Origin of the sequence: Mycolicibacterium arabiense, from assembly GCF_010731815.2 — a bacterium.
GTDB lineage: Bacteria > Actinomycetota > Actinomycetes > Mycobacteriales > Mycobacteriaceae > Mycobacterium > Mycobacterium arabiense.
Genome location: NZ_AP022593.1, coordinates 1,472,035 through 1,486,855 on the forward strand (window position 1 = coordinate 1,472,035; position 14,821 = coordinate 1,486,855).

General features: G+C 68.8%; 17 protein-coding genes and 1 pseudogene. 5 read left to right on the forward strand and 13 right to left on the reverse strand.

Going from position 1 to position 14,821, the window contains the following annotated elements; translation table 11 throughout:
• Positions 1 to 130: 130 nt before the first annotated feature.
• From G6N61_RS31220 to G6N61_RS08810, 13 genes and pseudogenes are all read right to left on the reverse strand, one after another.
• Complete coding sequence (locus G6N61_RS31220; protein ID WP_308215020.1) at positions 131 to 418, reverse strand: HNH endonuclease; 288 nt, start codon at positions 416 to 418, stop codon at positions 131 to 133.
• Between the two features lie 40 nt (positions 419 to 458).
• A complete protein-coding gene (locus tag G6N61_RS08760) occupies positions 459 to 716 on the reverse strand; it encodes a hypothetical protein (RefSeq protein WP_163918167.1) in 258 nt (85 codons plus the stop codon).
• Between the two features lie 85 nt (positions 717 to 801).
• Positions 802 to 1,584 (reverse strand): aldehyde dehydrogenase, encoded by a 783-nt coding sequence (locus G6N61_RS08765; protein ID WP_163918168.1) that lies wholly within the window; start codon positions 1,582 to 1,584, stop codon positions 802 to 804.
• 15 nt (positions 1,585 to 1,599) lie between these two features.
• Positions 1,600 to 1,827, reverse strand: a complete 228-nt coding sequence (locus tag G6N61_RS08770) for a hypothetical protein (RefSeq protein ID WP_163918169.1) — start codon at positions 1,825 to 1,827, stop codon at positions 1,600 to 1,602.
• A 305-nt stretch (positions 1,828 to 2,132) separates the two neighbouring features.
• A complete protein-coding gene (locus G6N61_RS08775; protein WP_163918170.1) occupies positions 2,133 to 2,465 on the reverse strand; it encodes a hypothetical protein in 333 nt (110 codons plus the stop codon).
• Positions 2,462 to 2,854 (reverse strand): hypothetical protein, encoded by a 393-nt coding sequence (locus G6N61_RS08780; RefSeq protein ID WP_163918171.1) that lies wholly within the window; start codon positions 2,852 to 2,854, stop codon positions 2,462 to 2,464. The genes G6N61_RS08775 and G6N61_RS08780 overlap by 4 nt, the downstream gene beginning before the upstream one ends.
• Before the next feature lie 1,472 nt (positions 2,855 to 4,326).
• The gene (locus G6N61_RS08785) at positions 4,327 to 4,542 is read right to left on the reverse strand and encodes a hypothetical protein (RefSeq protein ID WP_163918172.1); all 216 of its coding nucleotides are present in this window, start codon (positions 4,540 to 4,542) and stop codon (positions 4,327 to 4,329) included.
• Positions 4,543 to 4,681: 139 nt separating this feature from the next.
• Positions 4,682 to 4,897 (reverse strand): helix-turn-helix domain-containing protein, encoded by a 216-nt coding sequence (locus tag G6N61_RS08790; RefSeq protein ID WP_163918173.1) that lies wholly within the window; start codon positions 4,895 to 4,897, stop codon positions 4,682 to 4,684.
• A gap of 165 nt (positions 4,898 to 5,062) precedes the next feature.
• On the reverse strand, positions 5,063 to 5,485 hold the full coding sequence (locus G6N61_RS08795) for a hypothetical protein (protein WP_163918174.1): 423 nt from the start codon (positions 5,483 to 5,485) through the stop codon (positions 5,063 to 5,065).
• Positions 5,482 to 6,483 (reverse strand): recombinase family protein, encoded by a 1,002-nt coding sequence (locus tag G6N61_RS30790; protein WP_264077282.1) that lies wholly within the window; start codon positions 6,481 to 6,483, stop codon positions 5,482 to 5,484. The genes G6N61_RS08795 and G6N61_RS30790 overlap by 4 nt, the downstream gene beginning before the upstream one ends.
• Positions 6,466 to 8,370 (reverse strand): annotated as a pseudogene (locus tag G6N61_RS30795) (YifB family Mg chelatase-like AAA ATPase); the annotation flags it as partial. The pseudogene G6N61_RS30795 and the gene G6N61_RS30790, both read right to left, overlap by 18 nt.
• Entirely contained in the window at positions 8,370 to 8,741 is a 372-nt protein-coding gene (locus tag G6N61_RS08805; protein ID WP_163918176.1) for a YraN family protein, read from the reverse strand. The gene G6N61_RS08805 and the pseudogene G6N61_RS30795, both read right to left, overlap by 1 nt.
• 245 nt (positions 8,742 to 8,986) lie before the next feature.
• Positions 8,987 to 9,370, reverse strand: coding sequence for a heme-binding protein (locus tag G6N61_RS08810; RefSeq protein WP_163918177.1), 384 nt, complete (start codon positions 9,368 to 9,370; stop codon positions 8,987 to 8,989).
• 367 nt (positions 9,371 to 9,737) lie between these two features.
• Here G6N61_RS08810 and G6N61_RS08815 point away from each other — a divergent pair, with 367 nt between their 5' ends.
• The 5 genes from G6N61_RS08815 (at position 9,738) to G6N61_RS08835 (ending at position 14,821) form a co-directional block, all read left to right on the forward strand.
• Positions 9,738 to 10,076: a DUF8820 family protein gene (locus tag G6N61_RS08815; RefSeq protein WP_163918178.1), complete on the forward strand. Its 339-nt coding sequence runs from the start codon at positions 9,738 to 9,740 to the stop codon at positions 10,074 to 10,076.
• A 9-nt stretch (positions 10,077 to 10,085) separates the two neighbouring features.
• Complete coding sequence (locus tag G6N61_RS08820; protein ID WP_163918179.1) at positions 10,086 to 11,033, forward strand: hypothetical protein; 948 nt, start codon at positions 10,086 to 10,088, stop codon at positions 11,031 to 11,033.
• Between the two features lie 86 nt (positions 11,034 to 11,119).
• Positions 11,120 to 12,145: an iron ABC transporter substrate-binding protein gene (locus G6N61_RS08825; RefSeq protein WP_163918180.1), complete on the forward strand. Its 1,026-nt coding sequence runs from the start codon at positions 11,120 to 11,122 to the stop codon at positions 12,143 to 12,145.
• 49 nt (positions 12,146 to 12,194) lie between these two features.
• Positions 12,195 to 13,760: an ABC transporter permease gene (locus tag G6N61_RS08830; RefSeq protein WP_163924699.1), complete on the forward strand. Its 1,566-nt coding sequence runs from the start codon at positions 12,195 to 12,197 to the stop codon at positions 13,758 to 13,760.
• A complete protein-coding gene (locus G6N61_RS08835; protein ID WP_163918181.1) occupies positions 13,757 to 14,821 on the forward strand; it encodes an ABC transporter ATP-binding protein in 1,065 nt (354 codons plus the stop codon). The genes G6N61_RS08830 and G6N61_RS08835 overlap by 4 nt, the downstream gene beginning before the upstream one ends.

Sequence of the window (14,821 nt, forward strand, 5' to 3'; positions counted from 1 at the left end):
GGGCTTAGCCGGCGCCTTCTTTGCTGGGGTCACAAGGGGCCTCCAGATATATCCCTATGCCGGAGGGGGTCGCGTGGCAGGGCGTCGAGGGGCGACCCCCCGTGGTCCTGTTGGTGCTGGTGGGGGTGGGTCATCCGAGTGTCCCGCTGTTGCGACCGACTGTGCCGTCGGGTTGGTTGCCGCGGCGTTCGTTGCACTGTTTGTGTGCTGGCCTGAGCTGGTTGTCGCCGTGGTCGTGGCCGCCGTGGCTGGTGGGGGTGTGGTGGTCGACGACGAAGGACCAGGGGTCGGGCCATGGCACGGTGAGGTCGACGGGCGCGGCGCAGAAGCAGCATGGCTCACCGGCTCGGACGCGTTGGGCGACGCGTCGTCGCGCTTGGTCGCGTATCGCTTTAGTCGCGAACGGGATTGGGATCACCCTGCCTTTCTTCGTTGGTAGGCGGCGCTGGGTGTGGGGGCTACCAAGTGCGGGTGGTGACGAAGGTGGTGCCGGCGGGTGGGTCGGCTTCGGCTACTGCCTCGGCCAGGTGGTGGGCGACGTGGGCCTGGGCGTCGCGGTGGGTGGCGTTGGCGATGAGCCCGCAGGTACAGCCCCATGCGCCGCGGCCGGGGACTGTGCCGTTGACGTGGCAGCGCTCGTCGAAGGCCGGGGCGTGCTCATGAAGCGCGGTGAGGATGCGCTGCTCGGTGACCGCGTCGTCGGGGGTGGTGTTCACGTTGTGGGTCCTCGTCGTCAACTGGTGAGTGGTGGGGCCTGACGGCCGGCACGCCAGGAAGGTGGCCCGCGCCGGCCGCCAGGGGCTACCAGGTGCGCGCAACGGCGTCGTCACGCCGAATCTTCTCGGCCTGTTCGGCGGCGAGCCGGTCAACCTCGAAGGTTGCCGTGCGCTCCCGGTACTCGACGAGGGTTGGCAGTTGCAGGGGAACACCGTGCTCCACCAGGATCTGGGGGCTGATTTCGGCGCCCGAGGTGCGGGCCGCCTCGGCCGCCAAGGCGAACTGTGCGGCCGGCGCTGCTGTGTAGACGAGGGCAAGGTGACCGGTTCGGGCGACGCGGGCGACCATCGCGAAAGCGTCGAAGCCCTGCACTGCCGCCATCCAGGCGCTGGTTGCGAGCTGCACGGCATGGGCGTGGTGCATCACTTCTCCGCCTTGGCGGATCACGTCGGCAGCGATCAAGTCCTGACCGGGGAACGCCTTAGTCGCGGCGACCAACGCCGCGGTGTGGGGTTCGAGAGCCTCGGCCCAATCTTCGAGGATGAGATCCGCGTAGTCGACAAGCAGGGCCCGAAGGTCGCTGTCCGCGCGGGCGCGCGCCGTCGACTCGATACCCGATGCCGCGATCTGCTGGCCCACGAGGTGGCGGAGGACCAGGGGGTCGGTGGTGTGGTCGCGGCCAGCGGAGATGGCGTCGAGGACGGCGTGGTGCAGCGCAACCGGCGTCGATCGGTAGATCGTGGCGACGACGGCGGCGACCTCCTCGGCATGGGCAAGCGCGTCGAGATAGTCGGCCGGCAGTTCGACGTCGAGTTTCTTCGCGGATCGGGCGATCGTCAGCGCGGTAGAGGCGGCACTTATCTGCATGTCTTGGTCCTTGTCTCAGTTGGTGGGTGGAGTGGTGCGGCCGATTGTGCGGCCGGCTTTCAGGCCCGCGAGCACGGCGTCGGCACCGTTGTCGGCGAACAGTTCTCGAGCCCAAGCACGTTCGGCGTCGGTGAATTCGGGGTCGGTGTCCGGCTCGTTGCGAGCGTCGGCGTCGGCGTCGGTGTCTTCGGGGTCGCTGAAGAGTCGCTTCGCGAACTTCTTTCCAGCGTCGTCGTTGGCCATGAATGATCCGTTCTACTCGGGGAAGATCCAGCGTCCGCCGACAAGTTGTCCGCCGGCGGTCGCAGCTCTGTTTCTGACGGTCCTTGGCGTGCATTTCCATTCGGAGGCAAGCTGTTTGGTCGTCTTCCACCGTGCCAGATCGACTGGTTCTGGCTTTCCCCATGCGGAAAGCTCCCTGTTCAGAACGTCGCGCAAATCGCGCAGAGAGGACGGGACGGGGACGCCGAATCGCTGGCGCCGAAGGATCTCCTCATGGGCCAGGCGGGCGGCTCGACCAATGTGTTCGCGGCTCAACCCGTGCCCGGTCATAACGCCCCGGGCAAGCCGAGTGTGGCCGCTGTTGCGATCTTTGACGGCGCCCCGGCGGTTGTGAGCACCAGGCCCGCAACGACGCCTGTCGGTCGATGCGCCACCGGCAGGGCGTCGAGCCAAATTCTGCACGGGCCGAGCGTCGGGCAGCGGCGGCAGAGCCGCAGGGCCTCACGGCGGGCGTCGTGGACTTCGGTCTTGCTGAGCCGGCCGGCCGCGTGCTGCCCGGCGTCAGTCCGATCGAAGAGATCCGATCGGCCACGGCACGCGGCGCCGTCGAGGTCGGGGATGGTTTCCAGCAGCGCGCTCATCGATTCCCAGTTGCTCATCGCAGCCGCACTAGGTAGGCCCGAAGTTCTTGTGTGGCAGGGTCGGTCGTCACTTCGAAGAAACCGCTCGACCGGCCAAAGGCGTCGTCCCCCAGATTGGTCACCGACGAGTCCGGTTGCTCGGCGGCGGGGTCTGGATGCCAGACGTGGTGCGCGGTCCCGCTTCCTGCGGGGGCGATGTCGACTGTCGTTTCGACGAGGCGCCCATCGGAGTAATGCTCGTCGTCGAAGCGGCGTTCCCCGTCCCCGAGCTGCGCGGCCAGGTCGAGGATAAGGCGCTGCGCCTGGGTATCAAACTCACTTGTGCCCGCTTTGAGCAGGGCGACGGCGTATTTCAGAGCGTCGTCGGCCCGAACGGGGGTCGCGTTGCTTCGATCTTGGTTCGGCATTAGGGCGACTCCTGGGCGTCAGTGGGTGGGTGGATCGGCTCGGTGAGGTCTCGAATGACGGGCGGTGTGGGCGGCACGCCATGGGTGCATCGCCGAGCCGGGTCGACCGGGGTGCCATCGGGTCCGTGTCGCCATCCGTTGGGATCGCATTGTCGGCACCGGCGGATCGCGGACGCGCGTTCCTCATGGGCGGCTTTCTCGATGGCGCGACGTCGGCTCACGCGGATTGCCTCGTTCGGAAGTTCTCGTGGTGCGGGCAGTCAGTGAGGTCGTCGAGACGAGCCCACGGATCGCAGTGCCGGCATGAGTCGATTGCGTCGCGGATCTGGCCGCGTCGTTCGGCCTCGCGTTCCTCGGCTGTCTGGGCGGATGCCTCGGCAGCTTCGCGGGCCTCCTTGCATCCGTAGCACCCCGGCGCGGTCTCGTCGTGAATGTGCTTGGCGCACCGGGGGTGATAGGTCGGTTTGCCGTTGGCTGGTAGCGAGGATGAGGGGGGCGGGACGGCGGCCTGGCGCGAGCCGGCCGCTTCTCCCCCTGTAGGAGTCCCTGTTGAAGTACCTGTAGGGGGTCGTTCGCGCAGGTCAGATGCCACAATCTCGGACGCTGGCGTCAGGGGTTTCGGACGCTGGCGTCCTGGGTTTCGGACGCTGGCGTCCTGGGTTTCTGCTAAACCCGTACCGCTAGCGTCGTGGGTTTCGGCAGTTATCCACAGGCCAGGATCGGCCAAACCCCCGACGGTACTGTCCGGGGTTTGGCGCGAAACCCCGGACGCTGGCGTCGGGGGTTTACGTAGATCGAAAGACCTTCGTGCGGTCACACCGCGACCACCGCCGGACCGTCCCGTCTCCGCTAGATAGCCAAGATTCACCAACCGTCCAAGGGCGTCAGTCAGCCGCCTGCGGGACAGGCCGCCAGGAAGCGCCGCTGAGAGCGCGTCAAGATCCACCGCCCACCCTGAGCCGTCGGAGCGGGTGTACGTGACGCCGATGACCACGGCGAGTCGAAGATCCTTATCGGTCAGAGCAGCGTCGGAGTGAAGCGCCTTGAGCCACCCGAACTTGTCGAATCCGGTCATCGCTCACCTGCCCACGGACCGGACACATGATTGCCCCGATCGTCGGCGCTACTCCGCGGGAACGGTTCTCCGGACCGCGACTGACGGAGGAACGGCGCAGGGCTATATGTGGGGGCTGTCGTAGCCATTAGGGGATCACTCCGCAGCGTTGATGGGTACCCCGAAGGGACCCCGCTGCCGGGATGGGCTGGGCCTGCCTGGACGTCCGGGCTTACTGTCCGCGATGCGGATGGCCGGACGCCACTCCCTGGCTTCCCACCGCAAGCGCCAAGGGGCGCCGCGGGTGATTCGTTTCTACCACCGACTGCCGACAGCGGGTGATGCCACGCGGTTCGACACCGGACGATCACGACCGTCGTGACAACGACCATCGCGACGATCGACCGAGCCCGTTCGCTCACTGGCCCGGAAGGGGTACGTCCTCGGCGACGCACTCAATGATGGCGCGATATCTGCGCTGGCCGCGGCCGAGGCGATCGGTCACGACGATGGAGAGGACATCGCCTTCTGCGCTCACGGAGGCGCGAGAGTCCCAGCCGTCGGTCTGCTCAATGGGAAACGCTTCGCTCGCTCCCGCGAGGCGTGCCGCGATCTGGTGCGCTTCGGTGGTCATGAGGCCGCGCCGCCGCTTCGAAGGATCGCGGCGATTCGATCGCGGACCGCGTCGGTAAGCGGTGGCGCCTTTGCGACCACTTCGCGTACCGCGTCGGAGTACTCGGGCGGCACAGGGCACGGTGATGACGTGGGCGCGGTCATGGCGTAGCCGTGGGGACGATCAGCGCTTCGACGTCCGCGAGGTCGATCAGTAGGCGCCTAGGGCCGACGCGGTAGGCGGGTAGCCGGCCCTCAGCGATCCATCGGCGGACGGTGTTCGGGTGTACACGGAAGAACTTGGCAGCAGCGCTGGGAGTTACCCCGCGTTCTAGCGTGGGCGCCAGTTCGGATTGCGGCGACGCGGTGTCGTCCATTGCAGAGGCTCTCTCGGAAGTAGGTGGGCGTGAGTCATCACGCCTCTCGTTCCGAGGCCCAGCCGGGTGATCGCCATCCGGTTCTGCTGCAACACACGTTAACACCACGTCGCACCGGAGCGCACGCAACTCACACGGGGCGGGCGTCAGCGCTTCGCCCACAACCTACCGGTGGTTGCCGTTCATTCCGGCGAGCGATATACCCGAAATACCCTGTGCAACAATGCCATTGAGGCGGTCTCGGAGTTTAGCTTCGCCGTGCCACGGCGCTTTGAGGCCGCACTCTCGGCAGCGCAGCTCGTACCGCCGGCCCACCGGTGTCGAACGCTCTAGCGCCTCGGCCTGCCGACCCAAGTCCAGCCCCCACAGGGGGATTACCGACCCGTCGGCGGCCAGGTGTTGCTCAGACTTGCGATGCGCAGCCATCGGAAACCACTGCCACACTGCGGCGTCATCGCGGGTGAACTCGCCCAGCACCACGACGTCGTCCGGAAGATGGTCTGCGGCATCCGGGTCCACCACCAACGGCCCGAACGGCGTGCTGTGCGATTCCGCGTCGCAGTACACGACCAACACCACGTCGGTCATGCGCAGATATTCCCGTCGCGGTCCGCCGCCGCGTCGTTCCAGCGAATCTCGACGGTTTCGGGCCGGAAGGTTCGCGTCCCGCGGCCCGGAAGGTGAAGCACTGGTGTCATCAGCGCCGCGATGATCCCGCGGCGCTGAGCCGTCGACAGGGTCGCCCAGACCGTCTCGACGTCGTCGGCCGCCACGATCGCGAGGGGCGACGTCGAACCGGCCGCGGCGATCCGCGCCTGGACGTCGCCAAGTCGCGCCGTCACGCGGTCATTCATCGTGCGCCAGCGGATCCGGTCGATGAGCCCGTCGGTGCGGTCCTGATCGATGCCGTCGAGTTCGTGCCGAAGGTCGTCGGCCTCGGCCATCAGCGCCGCGGCATCGGGCAGCTCGGCAGTCCACAGCTTGCCGGCGTCCGGTCGTGTCAGGCGCGCAATCACCACCTCGGAGACGTACTGGTCCACCGGCTCGGACTTGCGCGCCACGTGGGCGCCTCCGCTGCACCGGTACGTCGGCACGCCGGCGTGCGCTCCACCGCCGCGATGCACGGTCTGCTCGCACACTCCGCAGATCGCCAGCCCCGTCAGCAGCCCCTTACCGCCGTAGGCCGGCTTGTAGCGCCCCGGGTCGCACAGCACGCGAACCGCGGCGCGCCACGTCGACTCGTCCACGATTGCCGGCCACTCCGCAGCGCCAGTGATGCCCAGCTCGGGGTTCTTTCTGATCGACGCCCGGTCTTCAGCGGCACGATGGCGCCGAAGACCCGCATACCGTGGATTGGTCAGCACGTCCTTCACGGCGTGGCGACGCCACTCGGTCCCCTGCGTCGTGATCGAGCCGGTCGCGGCCCACCGACGGGCCACCTCGCTGATGTTCTCGCCCGCCAGCACATCGGCGTAACCCTGCTTGACGAGAACCGCTTCGCCTTCGCGCACGGTGACTCCGTCGGCCTCGTACCCGAACGCCCGCCGGCCACCGACCCACCGTCCCTGCTTTGCGGCCTGAAGCACCGCGGACCGCTGGCGCGCGCTCTTTCGTTCGACTTCACCCTGCGCCACCGACGAGAGAATGCGAGCCACTAGACGCCCGCCGTCGCTTGACGTGTCCACGCCATCGGCTGCGGTCACGATCGCGGCACCGGCCTTCTGGCAGCGTTCGAGCACGGACTCAAGCTCGGCGAGCCGCCGCAGCAGCCGGTCTATGTGACGGGCCGCGATGACGTCGAACTCCCCCGCGTCAACTCGGCTCATCATCTCCGCGAACGCCGGCCGGGGCTTGCGACTGAGAGCCGACACGTCATTGTCGACAAACTCCGCTGCGACCGTCCAGCCTTGCGCCGCAACAAGTTTCATCGTGTCTTCGCGTTGGCGGTCGATGCCGTAGCCGGTGCCGTCACGGTCCTGTGACTGGCGGAGATAGATGGCGACTCGCTTCATGGGATCGATGCTAGGCGACATCTGCCAATTTGGTACGCACGCGACCCTCAGTGTTCTGTCGAGGCCTCGCACGCTCAACGCGCCGCGATCGAGCGCGCTGCTCAACGGCGCCATCGCCGCCCGCGACGGTCGATATCGCCGCCGCAGCAGGGACCCGCCCACCTCGGCATTGGTGTGGAAGCCGTGCTCGGCCCACCGTTCGGCCGCGGCGGCTCGCGCGGCCGCCACCCTGGCGCGCACCTTCAGCGTCGACTCCCCCGTCGCCTCCGCGGCGATGGCACCGGACTTGATCGGGTGCATCTCGACGCGCAGGTCGACGCGATCGAGCAGCGGGCCCGAGAGCTTGCCCAAGTACCGGCGTTTGATCGCACCCGGGCACACGCAGTCCTGCGGGTCGGCGGGCGCGCACGGGCAGAGGTTGGCCGCCATCACCAGTTGGAAGCGCGCCGGATAACGGGCGACGCCGTCGCGGCGCGCCAGCCGGATCTCGCCGTCCTCGAGCGGGGTGCGCAGCGCTTCGAGCACGCTGGTTCCGATCTCCGCGCACTCGTCGAGGAACAGCACGCCGCGGTGGGCTCGGCTGACCGCTCCCGGGCGGGCCATCCCCGATCCGCCGCCGACCATCGCCGCGACCGACGAGGTGTGGTGCGGCGCGACGAACGGCGGGCGGGTGATCAGCGGCGCGTCACCCGAGAGCAGACCCGCCACCGAGTGGATCGCCGTCACCTCCAGCGATTCATCGGGCGACAGCTCGGGCAGCAGCCCCGGAAGTCGTTGCGCCAGCATGGTCTTCCCGATCCCGGGCGGACCGGTGAGCAGCAGGTGATGAGCGCCGGCGGCGGCCAGTTCCACGGCGAAACGGGCGGTGGTCTGACCGACCACCTCGGCCAGATCGGCCACCACGTCGGGCGCATAGGGCGGGGCCTCGATGCGTCCCTCCAGATCGCTCTTGCCCTCCACCCACTCCTGCAGATGGCGCAACGTGCGCGCCCCGAACACCTCGATCCCCTCGACGAGACTGGCCTCGGCCAGGTTGTCGAACGGGACCACCACTGCAGGCACGCCCTCGCGCTTGGCCGCCAGCACCGCGGGCAGCACCCCGTGCACCGGACGCACCCGCCCGTCGAGCGCCAACTCGCCCAACAGCACCGTCTTCTCCAGCCGCGGCCACGACGCCTTTCCCGCCGCCGAGAGCACCGCCAAAGCCAACGCGATGTCATAAAGCGACCCCGTCTTGGGCAACGTCGCCGGCGACAGCGCCAACGTCAGACGCGCCATCGGCCAGGTGTTGCCGCAATTGGTCACCGCCGCACGGACTCTGTCGCGCGACTCCTGCAGCGCCGCATCCCCCAACCCGACCAGGTGCACCCCCGGCAGACCCGAGGTGATGTCGGCCTCGATCTCGACCAGATGCCCCTCGAGCCCGCGCACGGCCACCGAGAACGCCCGACCCAGCGCCATCACCCCACCCCACGCAGATGAGTGATCTCCGGAACGCCGCCCGGCGCGATCCGCACGCCGATTACGTCGATGCGGATCTGCGACCAACTCCCGCTCTGCGCGGCCAGCCACAGCCCCGCCAACCGGCGCAGGCGCCGCACCTTGGTCGGGGTCACCGCCTGAGCGACGCCACCGAACCCGTCACCGGAGCGGGTCTTGACCTCGACGAACACCACCGCACGCTCGACCGGATCGGCAGCGATCACGTCCAATTCGCCCCAGCGGCACCGCCAATTGCGGGTCAGCACCCGCCAACCCAACGACTCCACGTGGTCTACCGCCAGTTGCTCGCCGAGCGCCCCGAGCTGAGCGCGGGTCAAAGGATGCGTCATGGCGACCACGCTGCTCACCAACGACGACACTCGACCGCAGCCCACGGCCATTCATCCACAGACGCGACTTCATCCACAGGGCCCGCGCCCACCGCGAGCGTGCGCAAACTCGGGTTGTCCAACGGCGTGTCGCCCGCAGACACGCACGCTCGCCGAAGAACCCCACCACCGCAGAACCAGGGACCCCCACAAACACGACCGCCGCCGCAGCTCGGGGCTGCGGCGGCGGTGCGATCTGCTGCTGGTTACAGCTCGTCGATGAGCATCTGCAGCTGGGCCGGCGACACGGAGACGCCGCACTGGTTGCGCAGGTCCTTCAGCGGCGCGACGATGCGCTGCAGGTCGAAGTACTCGTTCGTGTTGGCCGTGAAGTAGGCCCGCACCGAGGACTCGGCCTCACCGGCGGGCTGCGTGGCCGCACGGGTCAGCACGTCGTTGGCACCGGGGTGCGCGTCGAGGTACCGACCCGCTTCGCCCAGCACGCCGCTGGCGGTGTTGGCGTAGCCGCTGGCGTTGCACGGGGCTGCGCTGGCGGCGGGCATCGCGACGGTTCCGCCGACGACGCCGAGGGCACAGGTGGCGACGACGCCGGCGATTCCCCGGCGCACGGTCGTATTCATCGATTTCATCAGTCGATTCCTTGCTTCGATTCGTGGGGCAGATCCCCCTACCCACGAGCCAACGTACCGACGCTCGACACCTCGAAATCGGGCTCACGAGCCCGCGAATAACGCATTTCAAGAGCGTTACATCGCACGGCGTGACATTCGCCGCAATATCGTTGATTTCTCTAAAGCAGCGCTAAGGCCTCGCCGCCGAAATTAAGGATTCGGCGACACGCGGCGCTGCAATCGTGACCGTTCCGTGATGCGCCGGTCGATGATCATCGATCAACGGCCACAGACGTTTTCGCCCTCAGCGTACAGCTCCGGACTTGTCGGACCCCAGCGCTACCTTCACCTCATCACCGCCCGCGCGCACCCCTGGAGGCACTCGATGCACAACCCCATCCGCCACGGCGAAGTCATGCTGCTGCCCGTCCGGTCCGCGCCTGCCGGCACCCGCGAGCAGGTCACCACCTGCATCGTCGGGCACAGCGAGTCCGGCCATCACCACGTGCTCGACAGCGACCGGGAATTCGCGAAGATCGTCGCCGCCAACGGCGACGTCTTCGTCGATCTCGACGAACCCACCCGGCTCGTCCACCTCAAGGACCACGACCGGCACCGCGAACTCGAGGTGCCTGCGGGCGTGTGGCGGGTGCTGCGCAAGACGGAGTTCGACATCGGCGCCACGGTGGACCGGAACCCCCGCACGCGGTACGTCCAGGACTAACCCGGGCCGATGCCGTTCGACGGTCCCGTCGTGCTCGACGCGGTCGCGCGGTTCTGCGACACCCGCGGCCTGACACCGACCAAGCTCAGCGTCGTCGCCAGGCTGAGCCGAGCGCTGACGATCGCATCGCACCACGGGACCGACCCGCGCTGGCGGACCGCGCCGTACTGGGCGGCCGACGACGACCCCGGTCAGACGCTGTTCGGGCACCTGCTTCCGCAGGACCTCGACGGCCCGACGCCCAACCGCGACGACCCTACTCGCACCACCGCTGACCGCGTCCTCGCCGCCGAACTCAGGCGCCGCCGCGAGCCGACGGCACGCTGGACCGAGCACAACGCGGTCGTCGCCGCCGACCGGTGGGCACGGTTCTCGCGGTCGATGACCACCGCCCGCTGCGCCGGACTGGGCTGGCTGGTCCCGGTGCGCGGCGAGCTGCTGGCCGTCCCCCTGCCTGCGATCCGCACGGCAGAGGGGCGGCCCGACGTCCTGCACGACGACACCGGCAGGCCCGCCGTCGAATGGCACGACGGCACCGGGACCTACTTCCTGCACGGCGCCGAATTCGACGAACGGCACTATCGCAAGGTCATCGCCAGCGAATTGCTGATCCAGGACATCGCCCAGCTGCCGAATGCCGATCAGCGGTCCGTTGCCCTGACCTATCTGTCCTTCGAACGCCTGGTGGTGGATTCGGACGCCGAATTACTCGACGTCGGCGTGCGCGGTACCAAGCTCTATCGATTGCCGTTGCCATTCCGCATTCGCCGCGACCGCGTCGTGGGCTACGGCCTGTACGACTACTTCATCCACATGCGCGACGCGAGCCATCCCGAGCGCGAGTTCGTCGAGTGGGTGGACCCGGCGATCGGCGTCCAGCGCAACGCCGAGCTGTGTCAGGCCCATGCATTCGGCGTCACCCTGGAGCAGTGGCTGGCGATAGACGCGGAGGGCTGAGCACGCGTCACCGAAGCGCAACCGAATGGGCCAGGCCCGGAGGGTATGTTCGTTAGGCAATCCTCACCTTGCAGAAAGGCCGGTCGATGTCTGCCCGTCGTAGTCGTTGGAGTCGCATCACCGCACTGGGCGCCGCCGTCGCGCTGGCAGCGGGCCTGACCGCCTGCTCGTCGTCGGAGGAAGAAGACGGCCTGCTGGTCTACAACGCGCAGCACGAGTCGCTGACCAAGGAGTGGATCGAGGCCTTCACCAAGGAGACCGGGATCAAGGTCACCTACCGCCAGGGCGGCGACACCGAACTGGGCAACCAGCTGATCGCCGAGGGCGACTCCTCGCCTGCCGACGTGTTCCTCACCGAGAACTCGCCCGCCATGGCCGCCGTCGAGAAGGACGGCCTGTTCACCGACGTCGACCAGGCCACCATCTCCCAGGTCCCGCCGCAGTTCCGCCCCGCCACCAACAAGTGGACCGGCGTCGCCGCTCGCACGACGGTGTTCGCCTACGACAAGACCAAGCTCACCGAGGCCCAGCTGCCGCGGTCGATCATGGATCTCGAGAAGCCGGAGTGGAAGGGCCGCTGGGGCGCCCCACCGGTCAAGCCGGACTTCCAGGCGATCGTCGCGGCCATGCTCGAACTCACCGGCGAGCAGGCCACCAGCCAGTGGCTGGCAGGCATGAAGTCAGGTGCCGAGATCTACTCCGACAACATCGCCACGCTGCGGGCCGTCAACGACGGCCAGGTCGAGGGCGGCATCATCTACCACTACTACTGGTTCCGCGATCAGTCGCAGACCAAGGAGATCTCGGGCAACACCGCGCTGCACTACTTCCGCAACCAGGATCCCGGCGCCTTCGTCTCGATCTCCGGTGGCGGCATCCTGAACTCCAGCAAGAAGAAGGAAGACGCCCAGAAGTTCCTCACCTTCATCACCAGCAAGGCCGGCCAAGAAGTGCTGGAGAAGGGCACCTCGTTCGAGTACCCCGTGGCCAGCGGCGTGCCTGCCAACCCCGCGCTGGTACCGCTCGTCGACCTGCAGGCACCCGCCGTGAACCCGTCGAACCTCGACGCGCAGAAGGTCACCGACCTGATGACGAAGGCGGGCCTGCTCTAGATGGGTGGCTGACGTGGTCACCCCCACCGCGACGGCCATCGACGCGGCGCTGATCGACGCCGCGGCGCCGTCGGAGACGCCCGGCCGGGCCGCCGCCGCGCGGCCGGGGCCGGTGCTCACCGCCGGCGTGGTGCTGCTGGTCATCGCGACGTTCGTGCCGATCGGGTACGTCGCCTGGTCGGTCGTGTCGCTGGGGCCCGCGCGGGTGTGGGAACTGCTCGCACGGCCACGCGTGCTCGAACTGTTCGTCAACACCGTCGGCCTCGTGGTCGTCACGGTCCCGATCTGCATCGTGCTCGGCGTGGGCGCGGCATGGCTGGTGGAACGCTCCGACGTCCCCGGCCGGGCGATCTGGCGGCCGCTGTTCGTCGCTCCGCTCGCCGTGCCCGCGTTCATCAACAGCTACGCCTGGGTCAGCGTCGTCCCCACCCTGCACGGCTTCTGGGCGGGCATCCTCGTCGCCTCGCTGTCGTACTTCCCGTTCGTCTACGTGCCCGCCGCCGCCACGCTCCGTCGCCTCGACCCGGCAATCGAGGAATCCGCTCGCACCCTCGGCTCCAGCCCGGCGGCGGTGTTCCGGCGCGTGGTGCTGCCCCAGCTGCGGCTCGCCGTCCTGGGCGGCGGACTGCTCATCGGCGTGCATCTACTGGCCGAGTACGGCGCGTTCGCAATGCTGCGCTTCTCGACGTTCACCACCGCGATCTTCGAGCAGTTCCAGGCCACGTTCAACGGCGCGGCGGGCAGCACGCTCGCCGGCGTCCTGATGCTGCTGTGCCTCGTGCTCCTCGTCGGCGAGGCGGGGGTCCGCGGCAACGCCCGCTACGCCCGGCTCGGTTCCGGCGCCCAGCGCACGTCGTCATCCCACGACCTGGGCGGCATGACGCTGCCCGCCCTGGCGGCGCTGGCCGCACTCGCCGTGCTGTCGCTCGGGGTTCCGGTGTGGACGATCCTGCGGTGGCTGTGGATCGGTGGCGCCGACGTGTGGGCACTCGGCGAGATCGTGCCGTCCACGGTGCAGACCGTGGCGCTGGCCGCCGGGGCAGCGGCGCTGACGACGGTGCTGGCCTTCCCCTTCGCCTGGATCGCGGTGCGGCACCGCGGGTTCTTCGCCCGCTTCGTCGAGGGCTCGAACTTCGTGACGAGTTCGATGCCGGGCATCGTGACCGCGCTCGCGCTCGTCACCGTGGCGATCCGCTTCGCACCGCCGCTGTACCAGACGGCGACGCTGGTGCTCGCCGCCTACGTGCTGATGTTCATGCCCCGCGCGATGGTGAACCTGCGGTCGGGTCTGGCCCAGGTGCCGCCGACACTCGAGGAGGCGTCGCGCTCGCTCGGCGTATCGCCCACCCGCACGCTGCTGCGAGTCACGTTGCGGCTCACCGCACCTGCCGCCGCCGCAGGCGCCTCGCTGGTGTTCGTCGCCGTGGCGACCGAGCTGACCGCGACCCTGCTGCTAGCGCCGACGGGCACCAACACCCTCGCCATGCGGTTCTGGTCGCTGTCGAGCGAGTTGGCCTACGCCGGCGCCGCCCCGTACGCGCTGCTGCTCGTCGTGCTCGCGGTCCCGGTCACCGTCGTGCTGTTCCAGCAGTCGAGCAGGGCGGCCGCGCTATGACGAACGCGCTCGACGTCAGCGGCCTGGTCAAGTCCTTCGGCAGCCACACCGTGCTGCACGGCATCGACCTCGCCGTGACCGCGGGCACCATCACCGCCGTCGTCGGCGCCTCGGGTTGCGGCAAGACCACGCTGCTCCGCCTCGTCGCCGGCTTCGAGAACCCGGACGGCGGAACGATTTCCATCGCCGGACGCCAGGTGGCAGCCGCGGGACACAGCACCCCCGCGCACCGCCGCGACGTGGGGTACGTCGCGCAGGACGGCGCGCTGTTCCCGCACCTGACCGTGGGGCAGAACATCGCCTACGGACTGTCCGGCCGCAAGCGCTCGGCCGAGCCGCGGGTCGCCGAACTCCTCGCCACCGTCGCCCTCGACGAGTCCTACGCCGCGCGCCGCCCGCACGAACTCTCCGGCGGGCAGCAGCAGCGCGTCGCCCTCGCCCGGGCGCTGGCCCGCCAACCCGCGCTCATGCTGCTCGACGAACCGTTCAGCGCGCTGGACACCGGGTTGCGGGCGTCGACCCGCAAGGCCGTCGCCGCACTGCTCTCCGATGCCGGTGTCACCACGCTGATCGTCACCCACGACCAGGAAGAGGCGCTGTCGATCGCCGACCAGGTCGCGGTCATGCGCGACGGCCGGTTCACCAAAGTCGGTACGCCGCAAGCGGTCTACCGCGAACCCAACGACCGCTTCACCGCCGAGTTCCTCGGCGACTGCGTGCTCCTGCCGTGCACGGTGAGCGACGGGGTCACCACCTCCGCGCTGGGTCGCCTGCCGGTCCGCGGCTCCGTCCCCAACGGCGGCGGCACGCTGATGCTCCGCCCCGAGCAACTGGAGGCGACGGCCGTCGCCGACGACGACCTCGGCGACGGCATGGCGACCGTCCTGGCGTCGGAGTTCCGCGGCCACGACGTCATGCTCACCGTGGACCTCGGCGGCGACGCCGCGCCGATCACCGTCCGCCAGCACAGCGTCGCGCCGCCCGCCGTCGACGCCAAGGTCCGCATCCACGTCACCGGCGACGCCGTGGTGTTCGGTGACCGCCCACGCGACGGCGGCTGA

What these genes read in the sequence shown, in the direction of transcription:
- G6N61_RS08765 (WP_163918168.1), bottom strand. Translation starts at nt 1,584, where the DNA reads ATGCAGATAAGTGCCGCCTCTACCGCGCTGACGATCGCCCGATCCGCG.
- G6N61_RS08770 (WP_163918169.1), bottom strand. Translation starts at nt 1,827, where the DNA reads ATGGCCAACGACGACGCTGGAAAGAAGTTCGCGAAGCGACTCTTCAGC.
- G6N61_RS08775 (WP_163918170.1), bottom strand. Translation starts at nt 2,465, where the DNA reads ATGAGCAACTGGGAATCGATGAGCGCGCTGCTGGAAACCATCCCCGAC.
- G6N61_RS08780 (WP_163918171.1), bottom strand. Translation starts at nt 2,854, where the DNA reads ATGCCGAACCAAGATCGAAGCAACGCGACCCCCGTTCGGGCCGACGAC.
- G6N61_RS08785 (WP_163918172.1), bottom strand. Translation starts at nt 4,542, where the DNA reads ATGACCACCGAAGCGCACCAGATCGCGGCACGCCTCGCGGGAGCGAGC.
- G6N61_RS08790 (WP_163918173.1), bottom strand. Translation starts at nt 4,897, where the DNA reads ATGGACGACACCGCGTCGCCGCAATCCGAACTGGCGCCCACGCTAGAA.
- G6N61_RS08795 (WP_163918174.1), bottom strand. Translation starts at nt 5,485, where the DNA reads ATGACCGACGTGGTGTTGGTCGTGTACTGCGACGCGGAATCGCACAGC.
- G6N61_RS08805 (WP_163918176.1), bottom strand. Translation starts at nt 8,741, where the DNA reads ATGACGCATCCTTTGACCCGCGCTCAGCTCGGGGCGCTCGGCGAGCAA.
- G6N61_RS08810 (WP_163918177.1), bottom strand. Translation starts at nt 9,370, where the DNA reads ATGAAATCGATGAATACGACCGTGCGCCGGGGAATCGCCGGCGTCGTC.
- G6N61_RS08815 (WP_163918178.1), top strand. Translation starts at nt 9,738, where the DNA reads ATGCACAACCCCATCCGCCACGGCGAAGTCATGCTGCTGCCCGTCCGG.
- G6N61_RS08820 (WP_163918179.1), top strand. Translation starts at nt 10,086, where the DNA reads ATGCCGTTCGACGGTCCCGTCGTGCTCGACGCGGTCGCGCGGTTCTGC.
- G6N61_RS08825 (WP_163918180.1), top strand. Translation starts at nt 11,120, where the DNA reads ATGTCTGCCCGTCGTAGTCGTTGGAGTCGCATCACCGCACTGGGCGCC.
- G6N61_RS08835 (WP_163918181.1), top strand. Translation starts at nt 13,757, where the DNA reads ATGACGAACGCGCTCGACGTCAGCGGCCTGGTCAAGTCCTTCGGCAGC.